Source organism: Pseudomonas sp. P7759, assembly GCF_013386445.1.
Taxonomy (GTDB): Bacteria; Pseudomonadota; Gammaproteobacteria; order Pseudomonadales; family Pseudomonadaceae; genus Aquipseudomonas; species Aquipseudomonas azotoformans_A.
This window is the reverse complement of the sequence record NZ_JACART010000022.1, coordinates 1-24,288: the sequence shown is the minus strand read 5'-3', so window position 1 is coordinate 24,288 and position 24,288 is coordinate 1. Positions and strand designations below refer to the sequence as shown.

The window sequence follows — 24,288 nt, the reverse complement described above, 5'->3', positions numbered from 1 at the left end:
TTCTTGGATCCAACCCTAAACATCAGGTTGAATCAGGAGACCGCACGCATGGACAGAGTCGTCATCATCACCGGGGGCAGTCGTGGGATTGGCGCCGAGACGGCCTTGCTGGCTGCTCGCCAGGGCTATCGCATCTGCATCAACTACCAGTCCGACGAAGAGGCGGCCCACCGTGTGCTCGAACAGGTGCGTGCACTGGGCGCCCAAGCCATTGCCGTGCGGGCGGATGTGAGTATCGAGGACGAAGTGATCGCGCTGTTCCACCGGGTGGACGCCGAACTGGGCCGTGTCACCGCACTGGTCAACAATGCGGGCACGGTGGGGCACAAGTCCCGCGTTGACGAGATGTCCGAATTCCGCATCCTGAAAATCATCAAGACCAACGTGCTCGGCCCGATCCTGTGCGCCAAGCATGCGGTGCTGCGCATGTCGCCCAAGCATGGCGGGCAGGGTGGCAGTATCGTCAACGTTTCGTCAGTGGCCGCGCGTCTGGGGTCGCCGGGTGAGTATGTCGACTACGCCGCGTCCAAAGGCGCACTCGACACCTTCACCATTGGGCTGTCGAAGGAAGTGGCGGGCGAAGGCATTCGTGTCAACGCCGTGCGTCCTGGCTATATCTTCACCGACTTTCATGCCCTGAGCGGCGATCCGGACCGGGTCAGCAAGTTGGAGTCCGGTATTCCCATGGCCCGAGGCGGGCGCCCGGATGAGGTGGCAGAGGCGATTATCTGGCTGCTGTCGGATAAGGCTTCGTACGCGACCGGGACGTTCCTCGATCTGGGCGGTGGACGTTAAGCACCCGCCTTTCAGGTCCGTAGATGGCGCAGCACGTCATACCCTTTGCGGGAAAATGCCTGTAGCAGGCTGGCTTCCGAATTGTCGAGGGTGCTGTAGCCATCACTGGCGACGCCGTCGACCTGTCCGTTACGGCTATGGCTGGCATTCAAGTGGCGGTCGTCCAGGTTGTCCAGAAAACGCAATACCTTGTTCAGGTCGAAGGCCGCATTGGCCCTGGCGTCCGGTTCCGGTTTGGCGGTGGTCCAGTCACCGACCTGCATCTTCAGCTCATCCAGTAGGTGGTCATGATTGCGGTTATCGAGAAAGTGCTGCAGTACAGGGCTTTGCTCGATGATTCTGTCTGCCGATCGGTGATCGCCAGCGGGGCGGCCCATGGGGCCTGTCATCTCGCGCACCTGTTGCTGTTCGGCTGCACGCATGTAGTGGGGTGGAACAGGTAGCTGTCCAGGAGTGATAGAGGCGGGCATGTGCATAAGAAATCTCCAGGCAGAATTCGGTAAGGCGCATGTTCAGGCGTGATGCATGCGCTTTTTTGTGTGGCGCCTGGTGGCGTGGGGTTCCGGCTTAAAACGAGCGAACAATGCGCCCCAATGTTTCCATGGCTTTCTCCGACGCCTCAGTCCACGGGCTGCCGTAGTTCAAGCGAATGCAGTTCCGAAAGCGCTGGGTGGCCGAGAAGATCGGCCCCGGCGCGATGCTGATGCCTTGCGCCAACGCCATCTGGAACAACTTCAACGAATCTGTCTGCTCCGGCAGTTCCAGCCACAGGAAATACCCGCCGGCCGGTTGGCTGACCCGCGTTTGTGCCGGGAAATAGCGGGCGATAGCGGCCAGCATCGCGCTTTGCTGTTCCTCCAGGGCATAGCGCAGTTTGCGCAGGTGCCGGTCATAGCCGCCGTGCTGCAAGTAATCGGCAATCGCCGCCTGGGCCGGCATTGACGGGCAGAGCGAGGTCATCAGCTTCAGGCGTTCAACCTTCTGCGCAAAACGTCCGGCCGCCACCCAACCCACGCGATAGCCGGGGGCCAGGCTTTTGGCGAAGGAGCCGCAATGCATCACCAGGCCTTCGGTGTCGAAGGCCTTGGCGGGTTTCGGCGCCTGTTGGCTGTAATACAGTTCGGCGTACACATCGTCTTCGATCAGCGGCACCTGATGTCCGCGCAGCAGTTCCACCAGCGCCTGTTTCTTGGCTTCCGGCAGGGTCGCGCCCATGGGGTTCTGGAAGCTGGTCATGGTCCAGCAGGCCTTGATCGGGTAGCGCTCCAGGGTTTGCGCGAGGGCGTTGAGGTCGATGCCATCGCGCGGGTGCACGGGGATTTCCACGGCCTTGAGTTTCAAGCGCTCCAGCACTTGCAGGCAGGCGTAGAACGCCGGGGCCTCGATGGCCACCAGGTCACCCGGTTCGGTGACGGCTTGCAGGCAAAGGTTCAACGCCTCCAAGGCGCCGTTGGTGATCAGCAGTTCTTCCATGGGCAGCATCAGGCCGCCGACCATGTAGCGCAGGGCGATTTGCCGACGCAGTTGCGGGTTGCCCGGCGACATGTCGGTGACCACCAGGCGCGGGTCCATTTCGCGGCTGGCGCTGGCCAGGGAGCGGGCCAGGCGCGGTAGCGGGAACAGCATGGGGCTGGGGAACGCCGAGCCGAACGGTACGGTGTTAGGGTCTTTGATCGAGTCGAGTACCGAGAACACCAGTTCGCTAACGTCCACCTCGGTGGACTCATGCACCTGCTCGCTCACCACCGGCTCGGAAAACGGGCTGGGCGCATGGGTGTTGACGAAGTAGCCCGAACGCGGCCGCGCGCGGATCAGGCCACGGCGCTCCAGCAGGTAGTAGGCCTGGAATACCGTGGACGGGCTGACGCCGTAGGTCTGGCTGGCATAGCGTACCGATGGCACCCGCTGGCCGGGGCCGAGGACGCCGGAGCGGATCAGTTCTGCAATGTCGTCGGCGAATTTTTCGTAGCGTTTCATGGGGGCTCAGTCAGTGTGAGTGTTTTTATCGGTTCAACGGCGCCACAAAGCGGCTGTCGGCAATGCTGTAGATCCCCGGCTCATCCACGTCCGAGACTTTGAAACGCAAGGTCTGCGAACTGCTCGCCGGTTTATCCGCCAGCAATGCCACCGACACCGGCACATCGCTGATTTCCCCCGGCGCCAGGCTGATCTCGGTCTTGCCTTGCAACTGGAAGCCGTCGGCGTCCACCAGTTCCAGGCGATAGTCTTGGCGCTGCTGGGTCTTGTTGATCACTTTGAGGCTGTAGATGTTTTCGATCAAACCCTGGGCATTCTCGCGGAACATGCCACGGTCCTTGGTTACGTCCAGCGACACCATCGGCCGTTCCACCAGCGCCACCACCAACGCAGCAATCATCACCAGCAGCACGGCACTGTAGCCGATCAGGCGCGGCCTTAGCAGGTGCGTCTTGCCGCCTTGCAGTTGATGTTCGCTGGTGTAGCTCACCAGGCCACGCGGGTAGCCCATTTTGTCCATGATCGAATCGCAGGCGTCGATGCACGCTGCGCAGCCGATGCACTCCATTTGCAGGCCATCGCGGATGTCGATGCCGGTGGGGCAGACCTGCACGCACAGCTGGCAGTCGATGCAGTCACCCAGGCCGACGTCGGCGGGTTTGACGTCACGTTTGCGCGGGCCACGGCTTTCGCCACGGGCCACGTCGTAGGAAATGGTCAGGGTGTCCTTGTCGAACATCACGCTCTGGAACCGCGCATACGGGCACATGTGCATGCACACCGCTTCGCGCAGCCAGCCGGCGTTGATGTAGGTGGCGCCGGTAAAAAACAGCACCCAGAACAAACTGACGCCGCCCATCTGCCAGGTCAACAGTTCAGCCGCCAAGGGGCGGATCGGCGTGAAATAACCGACAAAGGTCAGCCCCGTCAGCACGCTGATGCCCAGCCACAAGGTGTGCTTGGCCGAGCGTCGCGCCAGTTTGTTCAGGCTCCAGGGCGCCGCTTGCAGCTTGATGCGCTGGTTGCGTTCGCCTTCGGTGACTTTTTCGCACCACATGAACAGCCAGGTAAACGAGCTTTGCGGGCAGGTGTAGCCGCACCACACACGGCCGGCAAACACGGTGATCGCAAACAGGCCGAAGGCGCAGATGATCAACAGCGCCGACAACAGGATGAAGTCCTGCGGCCAGAAGGTTGCGCCAAAGATATGGAATTTGCTTTCAGCCAGGTCCCACAGTACGGCCTGCCGATCGTCCCAGTTCAGCCACACGGTGCCGAAAAACGCCAGGAACAGGAAGGCTGCACCGCTCACGCGTAAGGTACGGAACAGGCCGGTGAAACTGCGGGTATGAATCAGGTTGTCGCTGGATTTCGCCTTCACCTTCTTTGGGTGTGTGGGCTCAAAGATTTCCACGGTTGGAATGTGTTCGCTCATGGTCGTTCGCTCATCAGCCTCCATCAGGCGGATGAACTATGCGCGTCGCGCTGTTTGCATAACAGACTCAGGTATGACGATAAAAAGCGGATCAGATGGGGCGGTGAGTGCCCGCTGCGACAATGTGCTGCACCCCATGGCGCCAGGGGTGCAGCGTTATTTCGAGGGCGCTGACACAGATCAATTAAATCAGCGAACCAGGTTCTTCGGCCTTCACATGCTGGCGCCCGTCGTGGGCACCGGCCACTGTCAGGGCGTCGGCCTCGGCCTCGGTGATATAGATCCGTTCAGCGGCCAACTCCACGTAGGACATGGACTTGTCGAGGTCGGTAACAATATTGACCCGGGTCGCTGGCACGCTCTGTTCCTGTCCGTTGTCATCGAGCATGAAGTAGCACAGTTGGTTTTCGATACGAATGGGCATGCCGTTCTCCTGATTTATAGGCTAAGAGTTCTAGGGCTATGAGCGTTAGGGGGTAGCGATGTGACAGGGTTCCAGGCAACTGACTGGCGGTCGTCGCTGTCCACCCTTTACCAACCCAGATAAAGGACAGCCCAGATGGACGCGTGGTGGCATGAAGTGTGGCAAACCCTGCAGGCTGAATTCGCCGACATTGGCGACGCCAAGCAGCTCACCCAGATTACCGTGCGCCTGCTGATCGCCGCGATCCTGGGCGGCATTCTCGGCTTTGAGCGAGAGAGCAAGGGCAAGGCCGCCGGGGTGCGCACCCATATGCTGGTGGCGCTGGGCGCTGCCTTGTTTGTGATGGTGCCGCAAATGTCCGGTAATCAGGCGGACGCCATGAGCCGGGTGGTGCAGGGCGTGATTGCCGGGATCGGCTTCTTGGGCGCCGGTACGATTATCAAGGGCAAGGATGATGAAGAGGGCCACGTCAAAGGCCTGACCACCGCCGCCGGCTTGTGGATGACCGCTGCGATTGGGGTCTCGGCCGGGTTGGGCCGGGAATCGACAGCGGTGCTGAGTACCTTGCTGGCGCTGGCGGTGTTCAGCGTGATGCCAAAGATCGTCAAGCGTTTTGAGAAGGACTGACGATCACGGGCGGCATGGTCGTCGGCGGTTCTTCCACCGGTGGCGGTTCGTTTTCAGGCGGTTCTTTTTCCGGAATCGGTTCCGGTTCGGTCGGCGGCAGGGTGGGTTTATCGATATTCGGGTCCGGCGTTTCCGCCGGGATCGGGATATTCATCGGTGTGGCCTCCTTTGTGCTTTGCTCTATCGGTGGACAGCCGCCGAGGCGAATTGATTCCCCGCCCGATGGCGGCACATCCAGCTGAACTTTTAACCGGAGCCCAGGCTCGGACCTATTACGGCTTTGCTCAGGAAGAGCCCGGCCGCCTCAGAATTCGGATCAAGCAAAGAGCGTCCACAGGGCGTAAGGGGAAGATGCTCGATGACTGCTGAAACAGACTCCTTGTTACCACTGTCCCAGGCACTGTTGCTGCCCAGGATCGCAATCGAAAGCACCACCCCCGTGATTGATGGCGGCGAATTTGCCGTCAAGGCCGTGGTCGGCCAGCGGGTCAATGTCACCAGCAAAGTGTTTGCCGACGGCCATGACAAGCTCGCCGTGCTGATCCGCTGGCGCCCGCTGCAAGACGAAAGCTGGCACAGCGTGGTCATGACCGACGTGGGCAACAACGGCTGGGAAGGCGCGTTTACTGTGGCCCAGCAAGGCCCTCACGAATACTGCATCGAAGCCTGGATCGATACCTTCGCCAGCTTTTGCTATGAGTTGCGCAAGAAGCATGAGGCCGGCGTGCCGGTCAGCCTGGAATTGCAGGAAGGCCGCAGCCTGGTGCTACTGGCCGCCGAGCGCAGTGACAACGAGCTGCGTGACCGCCTCATGTTGTTGCACCATGAACTCTCCGGCCTGCTGGAAACCGAGCAGGTTGCGCTGTTTTTGCACGAAGACAGTGCACACCTGATGACCCAGGCCGATCACCGCGCCTACCTGAGCATCAGCACCGTCTACCCGATTGATGTGGAGCGCGAGGCGGCGCTGTTTGCCAGCTGGTATGAGCTGTTCCCGCGCTCGATCACTGAAGATCCGGCGCGTCACGGCACCTTTAATGACGTGCATTCACGCTTGTCGATGATCCATGACATGGGTTTTGACGTGCTGTACTTCCCGCCGATCCACCCCATCGGCCGCAGCCACCGCAAAGGCAAGAACAATTCCCTGACCGCCGGCCCCGATGATCCGGGCAGCCCCTATGCCATCGGCAGCGAGGACGGCGGCCATGAAGCGATTCACCCGCAACTGGGCAGCCGCGATGATTTCCGCCGCCTAGTCCAGGCCGCCGCCGAGCATGGCCTGGAAATCGCCCTGGACTTCGCCATCCAGTGTTCCCAGGACCATCCATGGCTCAAGGAGCATCCGGGCTGGTTCAACTGGCGCCCGGACGGCACGATCAAATACGCGGAGAACCCGCCGAAGAAGTACCAGGACATCGTCAACGTCGACTTCTATGCGGCGGACGCCATCCCCAGCCTGTGGACCGAGTTGCGCGACATCGTCGTGGGTTGGGTGGAAGAGGGCGTGAAGACCTTTCGCGTCGACAACCCCCACACCAAGCCGCTGCCGTTCTGGCAATGGCTGATCAGCGATGTGCGGTCCAAGTACCCGGACGTGATCTTCCTGGCCGAGGCCTTCACCACACCGGCGATGATGGCGCGCCTGGGCAAGGTCGGCTATTCACAGAGCTACACCTATTTCACTTGGCGCAATACCAAGGCTGAGTTGAGCGAATACCTGACCCAGCTGAACGAGTCGCCGTGGCGCGAATGCTACCGGCCGAATTTCTTCGTCAATACGCCGGACATCAACCCGGCCTTCCTGCACGACTCCGGCCGCCCTGGCTTCTTGATCCGTGCCGCGCTGGCCACCATGGGCTCGGGCCTGTGGGGCATGTATTCAGGCTTCGAACTCTGCGAGTCGGCGCCGGTGCCGGGCAAAGAGGAATACCTGGACTCGGAGAAATACGAGATCCGCCCACGGGACTTCACTGCGCCCGGCAACATCATTGCCGAGATCGCCCAGCTCAACCGCATCCGCCGGCAGAACCCGGCGCTGCAAACACATCTTGGGCTCAAGCTGTACAACGCCTGGAACGACAACATCCTGTATTTCGGCAAGCGCAGCGAAGATGGCAGCAACTTCATTCTGGTGGCGGTGAACCTGGATCCTTATAACGCTCAGGAAGCCAACTTTGAGTTGCCATTGTGGGAATTGGGGCTGCCGGACGATGCCCAGACCCAAGGTGAAGACCTGATGAACGGCCATCGCTGGACCTGGTACGGCAAGACCCAGTGGACACGGCTGGAGCCGCAGATGCCGTTTGGCATTTGGCGCATCACCCCATCGTCTTGAACCTTCCGATGCATTTTCCAGGAGTTTCCAATGGCGAAGAAACCCAACGCTGCCACCTTCATCAAAGACCCGCTCTGGTACAAGGACGCGGTGATTTACCAGGTTCACGTCAAATCCTATTTCGACTCCAATAACGACGGCATCGGTGATTTTCCCGGCCTGATCGCCAAGCTCGACTACATCGCGGACCTGGGTGTAAACACCATTTGGCTATTGCCGTTCTACCCCTCGCCACGTCGCGACGACGGCTATGACATTGCCGAATACCGTGGTGTACACAGCGACTACGGGACCCTGGCCGACGCCAAGCGCTTTATTGCCGAGGCGCACAAGCGCGGGCTGCGGGTGATCACCGAGCTGGTGATCAACCACACCTCTGACCAGCACCCCTGGTTCCAGCGCGCGCGCAAGGCCAAGCCCGGCTCGGCGGCGCGGGATTTCTACGTATGGTCGGATGATGACCAGAAATACGACGGCACGCGCATCATCTTTCTCGACACCGAAAAGTCCAACTGGACCTGGGACCCGGTCGCCGGCCAATACTTCTGGCACCGTTTCTATTCCCACCAGCCCGACCTCAACTTCGACAACCCCCAGGTGATGAAAGCCGTGTTGTCGGTGATGCGCTACTGGCTGGACATGGGCATCGACGGCCTGCGCCTCGACGCCATCCCGTACCTGATCGAGCGCGACGGCACCAACAACGAAAACCTGCCTGAAACCCACGACGTGCTCAAGCAGATCCGCGCCGAGATCGACGCGCATTACCCGGACCGCATGCTATTGGCCGAAGCCAACCAGTGGCCGGAAGACACCCAGCTCTACTTTGGTGACAAAAAGGGCGACGACGGCGATGAGTGCCACATGGCCTTCCACTTCCCGCTGATGCCGCGCATGTACATGGCCCTGGCCCAGGAAGATCGCTTCCCGATCACCGATATCCTACGGCAGACCCCGGAGATTCCGGCCAACTGCCAATGGGCGATCTTCCTGCGCAACCACGATGAACTGACCCTGGAAATGGTCACCGACAAGGAGCGCGACTACCTGTGGAACTACTACGCCGCTGACCGTCGCGCGCGGATCAATCTGGGCATTCGTCGCCGTCTTGCGCCGTTGATGGAGCGTGATCGTCGTCGTGTGGAGTTGCTCAACAGCCTGTTGCTGTCGATGCCTGGCACGCCGACCCTGTACTACGGCGATGAGATCGGCATGGGCGATAACATCTACCTCGGCGACCGCGATGGCGTGCGTACCCCTATGCAATGGTCCATCGACCGCAACGGCGGCTTTTCCCGCGCCGATCCGGCCAGCCTGGTACTGCCGCCGATCATGGACCCGCAATACGGCTATCAATCGGTGAATGTCGAAACCCAGGCCCAGGACCCGCATTCGCTGCTGAACTGGACCCGGCGCATGCTGGCGGTGCGCAAGCAATCCAAGGCGTTTGGCCGTGGCAGCTTGAAAATGCTCTCACCGAGCAACCGCCGCATCCTGGCCTATACCCGTGAATTCACCGGCGAAGATGGGCGCAGCGAGATCATCCTCTGCGTGGCCAACGTGTCGCGCAGTGCCCAGGCGGCCGAGCTGGACCTGTCGGCATTCGCCGGCATGGTGCCGGTGGAGATGTTGGGCGGTAATGCTTTCCCACCTATCGGCCAGCTGAATTTCCTGCTGACCCTGGCGCCTTATGGCTTTTATTGGTTTGTGCTGGCGGCGGAAAACCAGATGCCCAGCTGGCACGTGGAGCCCGCCCAGAGCATGCCGGACTTCACCACATTGGTTTTGAAAAAGCGCATGGAAGAACTGCTGGACGAACCGTGCCGCACCTCCCTGGAACAGACGGTGCTGCCGGCCTGGCTGCCCAAGCGGCGCTGGTTCGCCGGCAAGGACACTGCCATCGACAGCGTACGGATCGCCTACGGCGCGCGCTTTGGCGATCCCCAGCATCCGGTGTTGCTCAGCGAGCTTGAAGTGACAGCCGGTGGTCAGGTCAGCCGTTATCAGCTGCCGTTGGGTTTTCTCGGTGAAGACCAGTTCACCAGTGCCTTGCCGCAACAGCTGGCGTTGGCCCGCGTAAGGCGGGTGCGCCAGGTGGGGTTGGTCACCGATGCCTTCAGCCTCGAACACTTTATCCGCGCGGTCATTCAGGGTTTGCAGGCGGGCACCGTGCTCAGCACCAACGAAGGCGAGCTGCGCTTTGCCGCCACGCCGCACCTGACCAAGCTGCAACTGACGGATGAGTCCGAAGTGCGCTACCTGTCGGCCGAGCAGTCCAACAGCTCGGTGGTGGTGGGTGAAAGTCTGGTGCTCAAACTGATCCGCAAAGTCGCTTCCGGCGTGCACCCGGAACTGGAAATGAGCGCCTACCTGACGGAAGCCGGCTATCCCAACATCTCGCCGCTGCTGGGCTCGATGGTGCGCCACGACGCCGAAGGGCAGGACAACCTGCTGATGATTGCCCAAGGCTATTTGAGCAACCAGGGAGACGCCTGGAGCTGGACCCAGAACAACCTGGAACGCGCGATCCGCGACGAGCTGGCTGAAGCCATCTCCGAGCAGGAGCAGCATTACAATGCCCTTGGCGAGCTGGCGGACTTTGCCGGTCTGCTCGGCCAGCGCCTGGGCGAAATGCACCGGGTGCTCGGCGCCAAGACCACCAACAACGACTTCAAACCGGAGGTCACCAGCGCCAAGGACACCCAGGCCTGGGCCAAGGACGTCGGCGCGCAGCTGGACCGCGCGTTGCAGTTGCTCAAACTTCATCAAAGCCAATTGAACCCGGCCGATCAAGCGCTGGTCAGTGATTTGCTGGCGCAGAAAAAAGCCATCGCCAGTCATGTACAGGCCTTGGCAAAAGCCACGGCGGGCGGGTTGCGCATTCGGGTGCATGGTGACTTGCACCTGGGCCAGGTGCTGGTGGTGAAAGGCGACGCCTACTTGATCGATTTTGAAGGCGAACCTGCGCGGCCCTTGCACGAACGACGGGGCAAGCACAGCCCGTATAAAGATGTGAGCGGCGTGTTGCGCTCCTTCGACTACGCAGCGGCCATGGCCTTGAATGTGCAAGGGGTGGATCACTCGCCCGAAGCGGCGGTATCCCGTAAACGTGTAACCGATCGTTATCTGAAAGAAGCACGCCAGGCATTTATCCAGGCTTATCAGTCAGCTACGTCTACACTGGCGCATGACTGGCAGGATGCCAAAGGCCAGGACGCTGCGCTGACGTTGTTCAGCCTGGAGAAGGCCGCGTACGAAGTGGCCTACGAAGCAGAGAACCGTCCGACTTGGTTGCCGGTGCCCCTGCAAGGGTTGCACGGACTGTTGAGTGGGCTTGCACCTATATCTAAAACTGCACGCGGTGGGGAGACGTCATGAGCTTTACACATAAAGAACCGCTGCAAGCGAAACTGACTGCATTGCCGGCGTCCAAGGACGTCGAAGCGCTGGTACGCGCCGAACATCACGACCCTTTCTCGATTCTTGGGCCACACGATGATGATCACGGCGGCCAGTTTATCCGTGCATTTCTGCCGGAGGCCTTGAGTGTCCAGGTGTTGGCGCGCGACAGCGGCGAACAGATCGGCAGCCTCGAGGCGAGCCAGGTGCCGGGCCTGTTTGTCGGGCACTTCCACACGCGCCAGGCGTACCTGCTGAAAATCCAGTGGGCCGGGGGCGAGCAGATCACCGAAGACCCTTACAGCTTCCAGCAACTGTTGCTGGGTGAAATGGACCTGTACCTGTTCGCCGAAGGCAATCACCGCGACCTCGGCAGTTGCCTGGGTGCCCAGGTGACCAGCGTCGACGGCGTGCAAGGTGTGCGCTTTGCCGTATGGGCACCGAATGCGCGACGCGTGTCGGTGGTGGGCGATTTCAATATCTGGGACGGGCGCCGGCATCCGATGCGCCTGCGCCATCCTTCTGGCGTGTGGGAGATCTTTATCCCACGCCTGCAACCGGGCGCGGCCTACAAATACGAAGTGCTCGGCGCCAATGGGATCCTGCCGCTCAAGGCTGACCCAGTGGCGCTGGCGACTCAATTGCCGCCGGACACGGCTTCGAAGGTTGCCGAGCCGTTGCAGGTGGATTGGCAAGACCACGAATGGATGCAGTCGCGGGTCGAGAAGCAGAAGACCACCGCGCCGCTGTCGATCTATGAACTGCACGTGGGTTCCTGGCAGGCCGAGCTGGACGAGGCGGGCGAAGTAGCGCGTCAGTACAACTGGCGCGAATTGGCCGAGCGCCTGATTCCTTACGTGCAGCAGCTGGGCTTCACTCACATTGAACTGATGCCGATCATGGAACACCCGTTCGGCGGCTCCTGGGGCTATCAGGCCTTGTCACAATTCGCCCCGACGGCACGCTTCGGTTCGCCGCAGGATTTCGCCTATTTCGTAAACGCGCTGCACCAGGCGGATATCGGCGTGATCCTCGACTGGGTGCCGGCGCATTTCCCTACCGACACCCACGGCCTGGCGCAATTCGACGGCACGGCGCTGTACGAGTACGCCAACCCGCTGGAAGGTTTCCATCAGGATTGGGACACGCTGATCTACAACCTGGGCCGCACCGAAGTGCATGGCTTCATGCTGGCCTCGGCCTTGCACTGGCTCAAACACTTCCACATCGACGGCCTGCGCGTGGATGCCGTGGCCTCGATGCTCTACCGCGACTATTCACGCAAAGCCGGCGAATGGGTGCCCAATCGCCATGGCGGCCGAGAAAACCTCGAAGCCATCGACTTTTTGCGTCACCTCAACGATGTGGTCGCCATCGAGGCGCCCGGCGCGCTGGTGATCGCCGAAGAATCCACCGCCTGGCCCGGCGTCAGCCAGCCGACCCAGCAGGGCGGCCTGGGTTTCAACTACAAATGGAACATGGGCTGGATGCACGATTCCCTGCATTACATCCAGCAGGACCCGGTGTACCGCGCCCATCACCACAACGAGCTGAGTTTTGGCCTGGTGTATGCCTGGTCCGAGCGTTTCATCCTGCCGATCTCCCATGATGAAGTGGTGCACGGCAAACATTCGCTGATCGACAAGATGCCTGGCGACCGTTGGCAGAAGTTTGCCAACCTGCGGGCTTACCTGGCGTTCATGTGGATGCATCCCGGCAAAAAACTGTTGTTCATGGGCTGCGAATTCGGCCAATGGCGCGAGTGGAACCATGATCAGCAACTGGATTGGTACCTGCTGCAGTACGCCGAGCACAAAGGCGTGCAGAAGCTGGTAGGTGACCTGAACCGTCTATACCGCGAAGAACCGGCCCTGCATGAACAGGACGACGCGCCCCAAGGCTTCCAGTGGCTGATCGGTGACGATGCGATCAACAGCGTCTACGCTTGGCTACGTTGGAGCAAAGACGGCAAGCCGGTTCTGGTGGTCGCCAATTTCACTCCGGTGCCGCGTGAGGGCTATAAAGTCGGTGTGCCTTTCAGCGGGCGTTGGAGCGAAGTGATCAACAGTGATGCCGATATGTATGCAGGTTCCAATTACGGTAACGGGGGCGAGGTGTTTACCCAGGATGAGCCACATCATGGACAGGCCGTGTCGCTGTCGTTGAATTTGCCGCCGCTTGGCGTGCTGATTTTACGACCGGAACCGCTTTAAAGGCTCTACCGTGCTGGATTCTGTTGTCCGCGCTAGTGGCAGGGTGCCACAATGGCGCCTTTGTCGTGGCAGTCGGATCAGGCGAATTTCATGAATGGCCTTGGGCGTGGGCAGGACCAGGATTGCTTTATAGAGGAGCAGGTGCGAACCGATCGTTTGCACCAGCTGTTCCGACAGTCATTTGCCGCGATTTTCGGTAGTTACCTGGCCGCGGTGATGCTGTGCTGGCTGTGCTGGGACCGGTTCGACCATCAGGTCATTCTGGTCTGGCTGGTGGTATTGGCAGCGACGTCCCTGTTTCGCATCAAGATGTTCATGGAGTGGTTCCGCTGCCCCAATGCCGAGCGCACGCCAGATCGGTGGGAGCGCCGCTACTGGGTCACGTTGATGCTGTCTGCCGCAACCTGGGGGCTGGGCGCCTTGGCGGTCATGCCCACCGATGATCGGTTGTCTCAGGTGTTGGTCATGCTGTTTACCGTGGGCATGTCGGTCAGCGCGGTGTCCTGCTACTCGGCTTATCGCTACATGACGCTGGCCTCCATGGCCGTGGTGCTGTTGCCGTGCACGTTGTGGCTGCTGTTCCAGCCGTCCTCGATGCAAGTGGGCGTGGCCATTGCGGTCCTGGTGTTTTCCACTTTTGTGGTGAGTGCCACGCGCAAACTGTCGGATGCCTTGGAAAAGGCCTTCCGCCTGACTCGCCAGATGGAACGTGCCCACAATATTTCCACCCGCGCCGCACAGACCGACGAACTCACCGGCCTGATGAACCGCCGTGCCTTCTTCGAACATGCCCAGTTGCTGTACGCGCAGTGCCGTCACAATCAGCAACCTTTGTGTGCGCTGATGATGGACATGGATCACTTCAAGGAAATCAACGACACCTATGGCCACCAGGCCGGTGACCAGGTGCTGCGCCAGATTGGCGGGGTGATCAGTGCCTCGTTCCGTCAGGCCGACGTGTATGGGCGCCTGGGCGGCGAGGAGTTTGCGGTGTTGCTGCCCAATACGTCACTGGAAACCGCACGGGACATTGCCGAGCAGTTGATCAAGGCCATCTCGGGCCTGGCCGCCGAGCCGGTGCATGGCTTGACCGCCAGCCTTGGCGTGGCGTCCACCCATACTCAGGACCAAGACCTGCATGGCCTGATGAACACCGCCGACAAGGCGCTGTACCGGGCCAAGGCCCAGGGGCGCAATCAGGTGGCGGTGGCGGAGTAGGACTCAGGGCATCGCTCTGGCGAGTGCCCGTGCGACCTGGTCGGCGGAGTAGGGCTTGGGCAGGAACTCGAACCCTTCATAACCACTCTCGGCCAGTTCCTCGCTGTAGCCGGAGGTGAGCACCACCGGCAAATCCGAGCGCCGTTGGCGCAGCACCTTGGCCATGGCCACGCCGGTCATGCCGGTCATGCCGGGCATCACCACATCGGAAAACACCCCGTCAAACGCCATGGCATCCGCGCCGGCTAATGCGAGCGCCTGTTCCGCATCGGTGGCCCAAGTGGTGCGGTATCCCAGGTCCTGCAGGATCTGGTTGGCGAAGCGGCCCACTTCGAGGTTGTCTTCCACGATCAGGATATGGCGCAGCGCTATGTCCTGGACCGGCAAGGGATCTTGCAGGCTTTGTTCTTGGGCTATTACCTGCGCCGCCACCTCCGGCAGGTACAAGGTAAATACAGTGCCTCGTTCCAGTGCGCTGGCCACATCGACGTTGCCACCAGACTGCTTGGCAAAGCCAAATACCTGGGATAACCCCAGCCCAGTACCTTTGCCCACGGCTTTGGTGGTAAAGAACGGCTCGAAAATGCGTTCGAACGTCTCGCCGGGAATGCCACTGCCGGTATCGGCCAGGGCGATGCTGACAAAGGGCTGGCGGCTTTCCTCATCGCCACGGATGCGCGGCATCGCGTCCACCGTGGCCACGCGCAAGCTTAGGGTGCCTTGCCCGTCCATGGCGTCTCGGGCATTCAGGGCGATATTGATCAGCGCGGTTTCAAACTGGCTGGCGTCGACGCGTATATGGCATGGACGGTCGGGCAATTGCACCTGCACGCGGATGCGCGCGCCGGTGACGCTTTCGAGCATCTCGCCGATGTTCTTGACCCGCAGGCCTGCATCGAAGACTTCCGGGTTGAGCGGTTGGCGTCGGGCGAAGGCGAGCAGTTGGCTGGTGAGTTTGCTCGCGCGCTCGACGGTGTCGGACACCGCGCTCATATAGCGTTGACGACGCTCTTCGGACAGCCCCGGTTGGCGCAGGAAGTCAACCGACGAGCGGATGATGGTCAACAGGTTGTTGAAGTCATGGGCCACGCCGCCGGTCAATTGGCCGATGGCTTCGAGCTTCTGGGACTGGCGCAGCGCGGCCTCGGCCTGGGTGAGGGCATGGGTGCGCTCCTGCACCCGCTGTTCCAGGGTGGCGTTCAGCTCCGTGAAGGCGGCCAGGCCCTCGCGTACGGCGGCGTCGGCGCGGACCCGCTCGATATGCGCCCAGGAACGCTCGGTGACTTCCCCGACCAAGGCCAGGTCATAGGGCGACCAGATTCGCGCTGTCTTGTGGTGCACCGCCATCAAGGCGGTGAGGCGACCGTCCTTGATCAGCGGAAAGCACACGGTCGCCAAGGCGCCCAAGGCCTGATAACTGGCGGCTTCCTGCGGTGGGAACTCGACGCGGTTGTCCTGCACCACCAGCGGTTCTCCGGCACGTAGCTGCTGCACGGCCCGCGCGCCGAACGACGCCAGGCTGTAGTGCCCGACGATGCTCGGCGAGCCCGGCGCCGCCCAGTTGCCGCGAATGGTAAAGCCATCTTCATCGGCATCCATGTCGGCATAGGCGCAATTGGATACCTGCAAGTGTTCGGCCAGCAGGCGCGTGGTGGTGGACATGATGCTTTCGGCGTCAGTGGCATTGGCCACGGCGCTGCCCACCGCGTCCAGCACCGCCAGGCGGCGGTTGAGGAACACGGTGGCGGTGGTTTCGGTGACGGTGTCCAGCATGCCCACGACCTTACCCTCGGGGTCGCGGATAGGGCTATAGCAAAAGGTGAAATAGGCTTGTTCGAGGCCAGCGCCGCGCTCGATCAGCAGGGGAAAATTCTCGATATAAGTGGCATGCCCCTCAAACGCCGCATTGGCGATGGGGCTCACGTCGTCCCAGACTTCACGCCACACCTCACTGAATGGACGACCCAATGCAAAGGGCTTGTCTCCCAGGATCGGAATGAACGCGTCGTTGTACAACGTGGTCAGGTGAGGCCCCCAAATGATTGATTGTGGGAAGCTCGACGCAAAACACAAGGCGACGGTGGTCTTGAGCACATCCGGCCACTGCTCCAGCGGCCCCAGGGGCGTACTTGCCCAATCATGCTGGCGAACCCGCTCAGCCATGTCGCTGCTGCTTTGCAGCCAATTCATCATTGCCAAAACACCTTGTTTGCAACGGTCTGTTTAACGCCTGAAAGGGGCGGCCCAACAAGCAACAGACCGGAATGCCCGCTGGCAGTTCAGCGGGATTATCGCGGTGATAGCAATTAGCTGCACTATCCATTTGGATAGATTTGCAGATTCTTTTATTGCGCGCCGAAAACCCCTGTCCAATAAATCCCGGCATCGCTCTTCGGGTCCATGGCATACGCCGCGCCCAGCTCACGAAATTGCGGGTTCATCAAGTTGGCGCAATGGCCCGGACTGGCAAGCCAACCGTCGACAACCTTGCGTGGCGTGTCCAGGCCGGCGGCGATGTTTTCGCCGATGTTCTTCGCGATATACCCGGCCAGTTCGGCGCGATCCCCAGGGGTGCGGCCGTCGTGGTCGAGGTGATCGAAGAAGTTGCCGTTGGCCATGTTGCGCGTGTGGCTGTTGGCTGCGCCGGCCAGGTCGTCATTCCAGGACAAAGGCGTAGTAGCCGTGAATGCCTGGGTGCCGCACTGGCGCGGCTGTGAACGCGCGGTGTTGATCAGGTTGAGCAGTTGCTTGCCTTCGGTCTGCCAATCGCCCAGGCCACTGGTGAGTAGCGGGCGGGCAAGCACGATGCGCCAGTCCTGGCCGCTGTTACTCACGCCGATATCGACAAATTGCGGGTCCAGCACCACGCGGCAGAAGCTTTCACGCACGGCCTTCATGGCCGCCCCGGCATCCTTGGGCCCGGACAGGCTGATGGCCTGCACGTTGACCATCGGGTACGCAGCCCGCGCCAGCGCCTGCTGCAGGTCGCCAACGTTGGTGGCCGGCAGCACCAGCCGCGTATCGCTGGCCAATGGCGGCAGTTCCTGGGACCCCTGGTCGCCGCAACGTTGCACCTGGCTGCGGTATTGGTTGATCTGTTGTACCAACTGACTTTCTTCATTCGCCATCGCGCTGGCGCAGAACACCGTAGTGGCGGCCAGCGTCGTAAGACCCATCATCAATGACAGAACGCGCATGGACGTTACCCTTGAGCTTGAAAGTGCCCATGATGCGCGATGTAACCCGGTCTGGTGCAACGCCTTTTTTTGTTTTTTTGCCTCAATGGGTGTTCTGCAGGGGGGTGAAGGCACTGAAGCGGCGCCATGCCATCACGCATGCCAGCAGGATCATGGCCAGTGCGACGCCGAACGTTGCGTGCAGGCCATAGGCAATGGATTGGGGGAGGGCGCGGGTGACATCCGGGCTGGCCCAGGCGAATACCGCCCCCAATGCCCAGGCGCCGACAATCAGCCCGAGGTTGCGTGACAGGTTCAACAGGCCCGAAACCGTGCCACGTCGCGCACTCGCCACATCGCTCATCACGGCGGTGTTGTTGGCGGCCTGGAACAGGCTGTAGCCGGTGGTCAGGATCACCAGAGCACCCAGGTAGGCGAACAGGCCTGAAGCGAAGGCCAACAGCAGCGCGCCACCGGCCATCAGGCCCAGGCCGGAGAGGGTCATGCGTTGGCTGCCGAGGCGGTCGGTGAGCCTGCCGGCCGGTACACCGCTGATGGCCGCGACGCAGGGCCCGACCGCCATGACCAGGCCCATCCACTCGGGATCGAGCCCCAGTCCTCGCGACAAATAGAACGGCCCCACCACAAAAGTGGCCATGATCACGGCGGCGACCAGGGCACTCATGACCAGGCCGGTGCGCAACGACGTATTTTTTAATGATGTCCAGACACTCGAGTCGGCGGCGGATGCCACGTGGGGCCGATCAACGGGTAGGTAGCGGTAGGCAAGGGCGATGGCCACCCCTCCCAATGGCATGCCAATCAGGAAAATCGCGCGCCAGCCCCACATACTCAGCAATACACCGCCGACACTGGGGCCCATCGCGGTACCGACGGCCGACATCGTGCCCAACAAACCCATCACGCGGCCGGTACGCTCTTGAGTGACGGTGTCACCGACCATGCCCAGGGCCATCGCCATCATCACGGCCGCACCCAGGCCTTGCAGGACGCGTGCTGCAACCAGCCATGCCAGAGACGGCGCCATGCCGCACAGCCCGCATGCCACGGAGAACAACAGCAACCCGGCGAGCAACAACCGCCGCCGTCCGAACCGGTCGCCCAGGCGTCCGGCACTCACAATCACTGCTGTGATCGCCAACAGGTAAGCCAGCACCACCCACTGTACCGCGTGGAAAGACGCATCAAACGCCTGCGCCAGGCTGGGCAGGCCGACGTTGGCAATGCTGGTGCCCAGCGAGGCGAGCAGCATGGACAGGGACAGGCTGATGAGGCTGCCGCGTGAAGGGGTAGACATGGACACTCCTTGAGTAAAGGCAATTGTCACAAATCTACGGCGTCGCCTAACATGGCGGAAGACGCATGAGTTGCAGTTAATAGATGCATGCAACGCCTTATAAGGAGTGCTGATGCCCGATCTCAATCTGCTGATCACCCTGGATGTGCTGCTCGCCGAAGGCAGTGTCGCGGCTGCGGCCAAACGCCTGCGCCTGAGCCCTTCGGCCATGAGCCGTGCGCTGGCCCGATTGCGCGAGACCACCGGCGATCCCTTGCTGGTGCGCGCCGGTCGCGGCCTGGTGCCCACCCCCAGGGCGGTGGCGTTGCGTGAGCAGGTCAGCCGCTTGGTGCAGGAGGCCAATGCGGTGCTGCGTCCCGCGCAATCCCTGGACATGGCCCAGGTGGCGCGTACCTTCACCCTGCGCACCAGCGAAGAGTTCGTCGAAAACTTCGGCCCGGCGCTGCTGGCCCGCATCGCTGAGGACGCACCCGGCGTGCGCCTGCGTTTCATCAATAAAAACGATAAGGACAGCACCTTGCTGCGTGAGGGCAGCGTCGACCTGGAAACCGGCGTGGTCGACCCCACCGCCAGCCCGGAAGTGCTGACCCAGGCGCTGTTTCGCGATCGCCTGGTCGGTGTGGTGCGCAGTGGCCATCCCCTCAGCCAGGGTGAGGTCAGCGTTGAACGTTACGCCGCAGGCCAGCACGTCTACGTGTCCCGGCGCGGCCAGGACCGGGGCCAGATCGATGACTTACTTCAAGCTCAGGGCCTCACGCGACAGATCAATACCGTGGTCGCCGGTTTCGCCACCGCCATCGCCTTGGCCCGCAATACCGACCTGATCGCCAGCGTGCCCGAACGCTACACGACCCACCAACGCGCGGGCCTGCACAGCTTTGCATTGCCGTTGGCATTGCCCACCTTCAGCGTGTCGATGCTCTGGCACCCCAGGCTGGATGCCGACCTGGCCCATCGCTGGTTGCGCGGATGTTTGCGTGAGGTGTGCGCGCTGCAACAGGTACAATCGCCGCTGCCTTGACGCTAAACCCAGGAATTTGCATGTTCAGCCTTACCCGCTACACCACGCCGTGCCCCGAGCCCATCAACGCTCAGATCCTGCAGATGGTGGTCGACAACCTCACCTACATCAGCAGCGTGGCGCTACCGCCGAGCAACCTGCTGTACAACATCTACCAGTACGCCATTGGCTTTGAGGTGCACCTGTACCTGGAAGCGCTGAATGGCGCCAAGGGCATTGCCGTCGAGTTGGTGGTGGCGATGGAAGAGGACAAGCTGATCGGCTTTTGCCTGTACCTGCCGGTGAAGGACGATCCCGAAGCCTGCGGTATCGCGTTCATGGCGGTGCAGGTCGGCTACCGGCGCCAGGGTGTGGCACGCGCAATGATGGGCGACGTACTGAGTCGTTATCCCCATGCGGAGTTGGCGTGTTCAGTGGAGAAGGTGCCGGCGTTCGAAGGCATGGGCTTCCAAGTGCGCGGCGCGCGCGGCACCCAGGTACTGATGAATACGCGGGATTACGGAACGGAGGGTTTGATGGGCGTGCTGGATGTGGCGGCGATCTACCGCTCATTGGAGGTGCGGCAGATTCATACCTACTTGCTGCAAAAGCACGGCAAGCGCGCCATGGTGGATGCCGAGAAGCAACGGGATCGGCACCTTGATCAACTGGCGCGCAAGGTGCAGATGTTCGTACAGAAGCGGGGCTGAACGGCAGCCCCGCACTGACCTTATGGCTTGGCCAGGTTCCAGTTACCGCCAACGCCGTCACCGGTGATGTCGCCCGGCTTGCTGTCCTTGACCCAGGTGTACAGCGCCTGGCCCTTGTAGGCCCATTGTTTGCTGCCGTCGTCACGGGTGATCACGGTGTAGCCGTCCGCATCCTTCGCTGCCGCCGAGGCGGTAAACGCCGGCCAGTTGGCCAGGCACTGGCCGTTGCACGCGGATTTGCCGGTGCTGTCTTTGGCGAAGGTGTAGAGGGTCATGCCCTTGCTGTCCACCAGCACTTTACCCTTGGCACTGTCGGCCACCTTGGCCGGGGCAGCGAAGGCCATGGAGGAGGCGCAGGCGATGACGACGGCAGCCGCGAGGGAGAATTTTTTCAGCATGACGAACTCCTGGTATTTATAGGTTTGAGTACTGGCGTTGTGCTGTATTCACACGCCGTACTCAGGTAAACACCCGCCGCGCCGGTTTATTCCTGCCCTGTCAGAAATTATTTAAACGCGGCCGCGATTGACCATCGCCAGGATGGTCGCCAGCAACTCCTGCTGTGCCTCTTCGCGACTGATCTCGCCACTGGCTGCGGCCTGGGACAGTGCCTCCGCCGCCCCCAGCATGCCGCGCAGCCCTGCCTGGGAGAGGCGGCCAAAGGGCGACAGCGCGTCACGGCATTTGTCGAGGAAGATCGCCTCGTACTGGCGCTTGAGGGCCTCCAGTTCCGGCGAACTGCTGAGGGCTGCAATCACCCCCGGGATTTCCCGACCCTGCAACAACACGCAATCCACATAGGAAGAGGCGATCACCCAGGCCCGGTCATCAAGGGTTGCGCTGCTGGCTGCGATGGCGCTGGCAAAGACCTGGTCCTGACGCGCATCGAAGTCCTCATACAACGCGGCCAGCAACCCGGCGCGGGTGACGAAATGGTCATAGACCACCGGCTTGGTCACGCCCGCTAACTCGGCCAGGCGGCCTAGGGTCAGGGCTTCGGTACCCTCATCGCGCACCAGTTGCCAGGCCACGTCCAGCAGTTGACGCAGGCGATCTTCGCGGGACAGGCGACGACGAGGAGCTGGGGACGCTGTGCTTGACATGCTTATATACCAAAAGTAACTTACTAATCGTAACTTAAGTCCAGCGTAACCTCTCAGGGAGTCAATGTCATGCACGCACACATCGTTGTTGCTCATCACGACCCGCAATCCCTCACCCACAGCGTGGCCGCCCAGGTCGCCGCCGGCCTCGCTGCGTCGGGCCACACCTTCGAAATCGCCGACCTCGCTGCCGAAGGGTTCGACCCGCGCTACAACGCCGCCGACCATCGGGTACACCACACGCGCGCCACGCCGCCAGCCGACGTACTGGCTGAACAGGCCCGTATCGACCGTGCCGACGCGCTGGTGCTGGTATTCCCGATCTACTGGTGGTCCATGCCCGGCCTGCTCAAGGGCTGGATCGACCGCGTGTTCATCAACGGTTGGGCCATCGATTACGGCCCCGATACTCCGGTGGTGAAGAAATTGCGCCACTTGCAGGTCCATCTGCTGGCCCTGGGCGCTGCCGATGACGACGCGTTTGATCGACATGGCTACGCCAAGTCCATGCGCACGCAAATTGACTACGGAATCTTCGATTACTGCGGCGCACAAGTGGTCACGTCAGCGCTGTTGCTGGATTCGGAAAGCGGCGGGGCGCAGGCGCACCTGGAAAAGGCCAGGGCCTTGGGCGAGGGGCTGTTCGAAACGCAAACAGTCGCCGGTTGATTCAACCTTCGCGAAACAAATCGTGGGCGTCCAACAGGCGGTAAGCGATTTCCGGCTGATTCTCCAGGCCTCGACGGATCGCGGCCGGGATCGATTGGCGGGTCTTGCGGCACAGGCCCGGCAGCTCGTCGATGACGATCTGGATTCCCCGCATGCTCTTGACCTCGGTGTGGCCGGGCGCGACATGCACACGGATGCCCAATTGCTGGTACATCAGCTGCTGCATGCGCTCCAGGTCTTGCAGGCTCTTGAGGTGTTCAAGGCGGTCGAGCAGTTTCTTTTCTTCTTGCCGCGAGAGGTTGAGGATACGCAGGTCGGCGCCCGGCGCTTGCAGCAGTTGTTCGCGATCGCAGACGCAGGCGCCGGGTGGGCAGGGTTGGCGGATGGTCATGTGCTTTGCCTCCCCATTCCGACGCCGAGCCCTCAGTAGCTCAACTGAACCCCAAGACTGCCCAGGGCCTTCCAGTAGTCAGGATAGGTCTTGGCCACGCAGTCGGGGTCCTGGATGCGTATCCCCGAGACTTTCAGCCCGGCCAGGGCAAAGCACATGGCGATGCGGTGGTCGGCGTGGGTGTCGATCAACGCGTTGCAGGCCGTGCCGGCCAGGGCCGGGTCGCTGGCTACCAGCAGGTCGTCGCCTTCGATGGTCGCCAGGCCAGGGCGGATCTCGTTGAGGCCGTCGTGCAGGGCCTGTACGCGATCACATTCCTTGACCCGCAGGTTGGCCAGTTCGGTGAAACGCACTGGGGTGTTGTTGAACGCCGCAAGCACCGCCAAGGTCGGGATGGCGTCCTGCATCTGCGAGCCGACCACCGTGGCCTGCATGTTGGGGAACTGCGCGATCACGGCCTGGGCCTTGGCGTCCGGCTGGGTGAAATCCTGCGCGGCTACACCGATGTCGATGCGGCCACCGGTCAACACCTCAGCGGCCCACAGGTAGGTGGCGGCGGAGGCGTCGGGTTCGATCAGGTAGTCGTGGGCGGTGTAGCCGGTGGGGGCCACGCGCCAGGTGGTGTCGTCAACCGCCTCGACCTGAGCACCGAAGGCGCGCATGCAGTCCAGGGTCAGGTCCACGTAGCCACGGGCACCGATGTCCTTGCCGGTCAGCGCCACTTCAATCGGCGCTTCGCCGCAGGCGGCGAGCATCAGCAGGGCCGATACGTACTGGCTGGACAGGCCGCCGTCGATTTCGAAACGCTTGGCCTTAATCTTGCCGACGCCGTGTACGGTGACCGGCGGGCAACCGGTGGGGCTGTCGACCGGGATGCCGTTCTGGCCGAGGGTTGCCAGCAGCGGGGCGATCGGGCGTTTTTGCATGTAGTCATCGCCGTCCAGCACCACGATGCCTTCCACGGTGGCCACGGCAGCGGTGAGGAAGCGCATGGCGGTGCCGGCGTTGCCGAGGAACAGTGGCTGTGGCGGCAGTTGCAGTTTGCCTTGGCCGGTGACGACGAAGGTGGTGTCGTCGGGTTCGTCGATGGTCACGCCCATTTGGCGCAGGGCCACGGACATGTGGCGGGTGTCGTCGCTCTTGAGCGCGCCGCTGAGGCGGCTGGTGCCTTTGGCCAGGGCGGCGAGCAGCAGGGCGCGGTTGGTAATGGATTTGGAGCCGGGGGGCGCGACCTTGCCATTGAGGGGGACGTTGGGCGGGGTGACGGTCACGGTTTTCTGCGAACTCAAGGTACAGGGCTCCTGATTCATGGCACGGGCGGCGGGCGGAGTTGAATAATCGGGTATAGGGGTGGTGCTTGTCGAGCTTGGGGTGGAATGTGGGGGTTGGGGTACATATCCGTTTCTTCGGTAACGGCTGCTTAGGGTTCCGCCCTTACGGCGGCTCACTTTGGAAAAGCCCCAAAGTAAGCAAAGGGCTCTTGCCCCAACACTCG

At 61.7% G+C, this 24,288-nt stretch carries 21 protein-coding genes; 9 read left to right on the top strand and 12 right to left on the bottom strand.

Annotated elements, in window-relative coordinates; all coding sequences use genetic code 11:
• Positions 1–48: 48 nt before the first annotated feature.
• Positions 49–795: an SDR family oxidoreductase gene (locus HX823_RS18690; RefSeq protein ID WP_177075943.1), complete on the top strand. Its 747-nt coding sequence runs from the start codon at positions 49–51 to the stop codon at positions 793–795.
• Positions 796–806: 11 nt separating this feature from the next.
• On the opposite strand, the gene HX823_RS18685 is transcribed toward HX823_RS18690, so the two are convergent.
• The 4 genes from HX823_RS18685 to HX823_RS18670 form a co-directional block, all read right to left on the bottom strand.
• The gene (locus HX823_RS18685) at positions 807–1,271 is read right to left on the bottom strand and encodes a hypothetical protein (protein WP_256350163.1); all 465 of its coding nucleotides are present in this window, start codon (positions 1,269–1,271) and stop codon (positions 807–809) included.
• Positions 1,272–1,362: 91 nt separating this feature from the next.
• Entirely contained in the window at positions 1,363–2,772 is a 1,410-nt protein-coding gene (gene mapR / locus HX823_RS18680) for a GntR family transcriptional regulator MpaR (protein ID WP_177075941.1), read from the bottom strand.
• 25 nt (positions 2,773–2,797) lie between these two features.
• Positions 2,798–4,207, bottom strand: coding sequence for a cytochrome c oxidase accessory protein CcoG (ccoG, locus tag HX823_RS18675; RefSeq protein ID WP_038850182.1), 1,410 nt, complete (start codon positions 4,205–4,207; stop codon positions 2,798–2,800).
• Positions 4,208–4,391: 184 nt separating this feature from the next.
• Positions 4,392–4,631 carry a DUF3203 family protein gene (locus HX823_RS18670; RefSeq protein WP_033901481.1) on the bottom strand — a complete coding sequence of 80 codons (240 nt, stop codon included), beginning with the start codon at positions 4,629–4,631 and terminating at the stop codon, positions 4,392–4,394.
• Between the two features lie 135 nt (positions 4,632–4,766).
• On the opposite strand from HX823_RS18670, the gene HX823_RS18665 reads away from it, so the two are divergent.
• The gene (locus HX823_RS18665) at positions 4,767–5,258 is read left to right on the top strand and encodes an MgtC/SapB family protein (protein ID WP_012723945.1); all 492 of its coding nucleotides are present in this window, start codon (positions 4,767–4,769) and stop codon (positions 5,256–5,258) included.
• On the opposite strand, the gene HX823_RS18660 is transcribed toward HX823_RS18665, so the two are convergent.
• Positions 5,236–5,412: a hypothetical protein gene (locus HX823_RS18660; protein ID WP_177075939.1), complete on the bottom strand. Its 177-nt coding sequence runs from the start codon at positions 5,410–5,412 to the stop codon at positions 5,236–5,238. The genes HX823_RS18665 and HX823_RS18660 overlap by 23 nt on opposite strands.
• Before the next feature lie 204 nt (positions 5,413–5,616).
• On the opposite strand from HX823_RS18660, the gene HX823_RS18655 reads away from it, so the two are divergent.
• Genes HX823_RS18655 through HX823_RS18640 form a run of 4 tightly spaced genes read left to right on the top strand, consistent with a single transcriptional unit; the run spans position 5,617 to position 14,426 of the window.
• The gene (locus tag HX823_RS18655) at positions 5,617–7,596 is read left to right on the top strand and encodes an alpha-1,4-glucan--maltose-1-phosphate maltosyltransferase (RefSeq protein ID WP_177075937.1); all 1,980 of its coding nucleotides are present in this window, start codon (positions 5,617–5,619) and stop codon (positions 7,594–7,596) included.
• A gap of 30 nt (positions 7,597–7,626) precedes the next feature.
• Positions 7,627–10,974: a maltose alpha-D-glucosyltransferase gene (gene treS, locus HX823_RS18650; protein ID WP_177075935.1), complete on the top strand. Its 3,348-nt coding sequence runs from the start codon at positions 7,627–7,629 to the stop codon at positions 10,972–10,974.
• Positions 10,971–13,208 (top strand): 1,4-alpha-glucan branching protein GlgB, encoded by a 2,238-nt coding sequence (glgB, locus tag HX823_RS18645; RefSeq protein WP_038850174.1) that lies wholly within the window; start codon positions 10,971–10,973, stop codon positions 13,206–13,208. Before treS ends, glgB begins: the two co-directional genes overlap by 4 nt.
• 51 nt (positions 13,209–13,259) lie before the next feature.
• Positions 13,260–14,426 carry a diguanylate cyclase gene (locus tag HX823_RS18640; RefSeq protein ID WP_038850172.1) on the top strand — a complete coding sequence of 389 codons (1,167 nt, stop codon included), beginning with the start codon at positions 13,260–13,262 and terminating at the stop codon, positions 14,424–14,426.
• 3 nt (positions 14,427–14,429) lie between these two features.
• On the opposite strand, the gene HX823_RS18635 is transcribed toward HX823_RS18640, so the two are convergent.
• From HX823_RS18635 to HX823_RS18625, 3 genes are all read right to left on the bottom strand, one after another.
• Positions 14,430–16,619 (bottom strand): GAF domain-containing protein, encoded by a 2,190-nt coding sequence (locus HX823_RS18635; RefSeq protein ID WP_177075933.1) that lies wholly within the window; start codon positions 16,617–16,619, stop codon positions 14,430–14,432.
• A 152-nt stretch (positions 16,620–16,771) separates the two neighbouring features.
• A complete protein-coding gene (locus HX823_RS18630; protein ID WP_038850168.1) occupies positions 16,772–17,623 on the bottom strand; it encodes a CAP domain-containing protein in 852 nt (283 codons plus the stop codon).
• Between the two features lie 82 nt (positions 17,624–17,705).
• On the bottom strand, positions 17,706–18,920 hold the full coding sequence (locus tag HX823_RS18625; RefSeq protein WP_177075931.1) for an MFS transporter: 1,215 nt from the start codon (positions 18,918–18,920) through the stop codon (positions 17,706–17,708).
• Between the two features lie 112 nt (positions 18,921–19,032).
• Between HX823_RS18625 and HX823_RS18620 the strand changes: the two genes are divergently transcribed.
• Positions 19,033–19,941 carry a LysR family transcriptional regulator gene (locus tag HX823_RS18620; protein WP_177075929.1) on the top strand — a complete coding sequence of 303 codons (909 nt, stop codon included), beginning with the start codon at positions 19,033–19,035 and terminating at the stop codon, positions 19,939–19,941.
• A 20-nt stretch (positions 19,942–19,961) separates the two neighbouring features.
• A complete protein-coding gene (locus HX823_RS18615) occupies positions 19,962–20,630 on the top strand; it encodes a GNAT family N-acetyltransferase (protein WP_177075927.1) in 669 nt (222 codons plus the stop codon).
• A gap of 20 nt (positions 20,631–20,650) precedes the next feature.
• On the opposite strand, the gene HX823_RS18610 is transcribed toward HX823_RS18615, so the two are convergent.
• The gene (locus tag HX823_RS18610; protein ID WP_177075925.1) at positions 20,651–21,028 is read right to left on the bottom strand and encodes a hypothetical protein; all 378 of its coding nucleotides are present in this window, start codon (positions 21,026–21,028) and stop codon (positions 20,651–20,653) included.
• Positions 21,029–21,139: 111 nt separating this feature from the next.
• Positions 21,140–21,733 carry a TetR/AcrR family transcriptional regulator gene (locus tag HX823_RS18605; RefSeq protein WP_038850161.1) on the bottom strand — a complete coding sequence of 198 codons (594 nt, stop codon included), beginning with the start codon at positions 21,731–21,733 and terminating at the stop codon, positions 21,140–21,142.
• A gap of 69 nt (positions 21,734–21,802) precedes the next feature.
• Here HX823_RS18605 and HX823_RS18600 point away from each other — a divergent pair, with 69 nt between their 5' ends.
• Complete coding sequence (locus tag HX823_RS18600; protein WP_177075923.1) at positions 21,803–22,402, top strand: NAD(P)H-dependent oxidoreductase; 600 nt, start codon at positions 21,803–21,805, stop codon at positions 22,400–22,402.
• A gap of 1 nt (position 22,403) precedes the next feature.
• On the opposite strand, the gene HX823_RS18595 is transcribed toward HX823_RS18600, so the two are convergent.
• Together HX823_RS18595 and aroA are read right to left on the bottom strand one after the other, a co-directional pair.
• Complete coding sequence (locus tag HX823_RS18595; protein ID WP_177075922.1) at positions 22,404–22,793, bottom strand: hypothetical protein; 390 nt, start codon at positions 22,791–22,793, stop codon at positions 22,404–22,406.
• Between the two features lie 32 nt (positions 22,794–22,825).
• A complete protein-coding gene (gene aroA / locus HX823_RS18590) occupies positions 22,826–24,082 on the bottom strand; it encodes a 3-phosphoshikimate 1-carboxyvinyltransferase (RefSeq protein WP_177075919.1) in 1,257 nt (418 codons plus the stop codon).
• Between the last annotated feature and the right edge of the window lie 206 nt (positions 24,083–24,288).

Bases quoted from the DNA above. Each gene is read 5' to 3' on its own strand.
- HX823_RS18690 (WP_177075943.1), top strand. From the start codon at position 49: ATGGACAGAGTCGTCATCATCACCGGGGGCAGTCGTGGGATTGGCGCC.
- HX823_RS18685 (WP_256350163.1), bottom strand. From the start codon at position 1,271: ATGCACATGCCCGCCTCTATCACTCCTGGACAGCTACCTGTTCCACCC.
- mapR (WP_177075941.1), bottom strand. From the start codon at position 2,772: ATGAAACGCTACGAAAAATTCGCCGACGACATTGCAGAACTGATCCGC.
- ccoG (WP_038850182.1), bottom strand. From the start codon at position 4,207: ATGAGCGAACACATTCCAACCGTGGAAATCTTTGAGCCCACACACCCA.
- HX823_RS18670 (WP_033901481.1), bottom strand. From the start codon at position 4,631: ATGCCCATTCGTATCGAAAACCAACTGTGCTACTTCATGCTCGATGAC.
- HX823_RS18665 (WP_012723945.1), top strand. From the start codon at position 4,767: ATGGACGCGTGGTGGCATGAAGTGTGGCAAACCCTGCAGGCTGAATTC.
- HX823_RS18660 (WP_177075939.1), bottom strand. From the start codon at position 5,412: ATGAATATCCCGATCCCGGCGGAAACGCCGGACCCGAATATCGATAAA.
- HX823_RS18655 (WP_177075937.1), top strand. From the start codon at position 5,617: ATGACTGCTGAAACAGACTCCTTGTTACCACTGTCCCAGGCACTGTTG.
- treS (WP_177075935.1), top strand. From the start codon at position 7,627: ATGGCGAAGAAACCCAACGCTGCCACCTTCATCAAAGACCCGCTCTGG.
- glgB (WP_038850174.1), top strand. From the start codon at position 10,971: ATGAGCTTTACACATAAAGAACCGCTGCAAGCGAAACTGACTGCATTG.
- HX823_RS18640 (WP_038850172.1), top strand. From the start codon at position 13,260: ATGGCGCCTTTGTCGTGGCAGTCGGATCAGGCGAATTTCATGAATGGC.
- HX823_RS18635 (WP_177075933.1), bottom strand. From the start codon at position 16,619: ATGATGAATTGGCTGCAAAGCAGCAGCGACATGGCTGAGCGGGTTCGC.
- HX823_RS18630 (WP_038850168.1), bottom strand. From the start codon at position 17,623: ATGCGCGTTCTGTCATTGATGATGGGTCTTACGACGCTGGCCGCCACT.
- HX823_RS18625 (WP_177075931.1), bottom strand. From the start codon at position 18,920: ATGTCTACCCCTTCACGCGGCAGCCTCATCAGCCTGTCCCTGTCCATG.
- HX823_RS18620 (WP_177075929.1), top strand. From the start codon at position 19,033: ATGCCCGATCTCAATCTGCTGATCACCCTGGATGTGCTGCTCGCCGAA.
- HX823_RS18615 (WP_177075927.1), top strand. From the start codon at position 19,962: ATGTTCAGCCTTACCCGCTACACCACGCCGTGCCCCGAGCCCATCAAC.
- HX823_RS18610 (WP_177075925.1), bottom strand. From the start codon at position 21,028: ATGCTGAAAAAATTCTCCCTCGCGGCTGCCGTCGTCATCGCCTGCGCC.
- HX823_RS18605 (WP_038850161.1), bottom strand. From the start codon at position 21,733: ATGTCAAGCACAGCGTCCCCAGCTCCTCGTCGTCGCCTGTCCCGCGAA.
- HX823_RS18600 (WP_177075923.1), top strand. From the start codon at position 21,803: ATGCACGCACACATCGTTGTTGCTCATCACGACCCGCAATCCCTCACC.
- HX823_RS18595 (WP_177075922.1), bottom strand. From the start codon at position 22,793: ATGACCATCCGCCAACCCTGCCCACCCGGCGCCTGCGTCTGCGATCGC.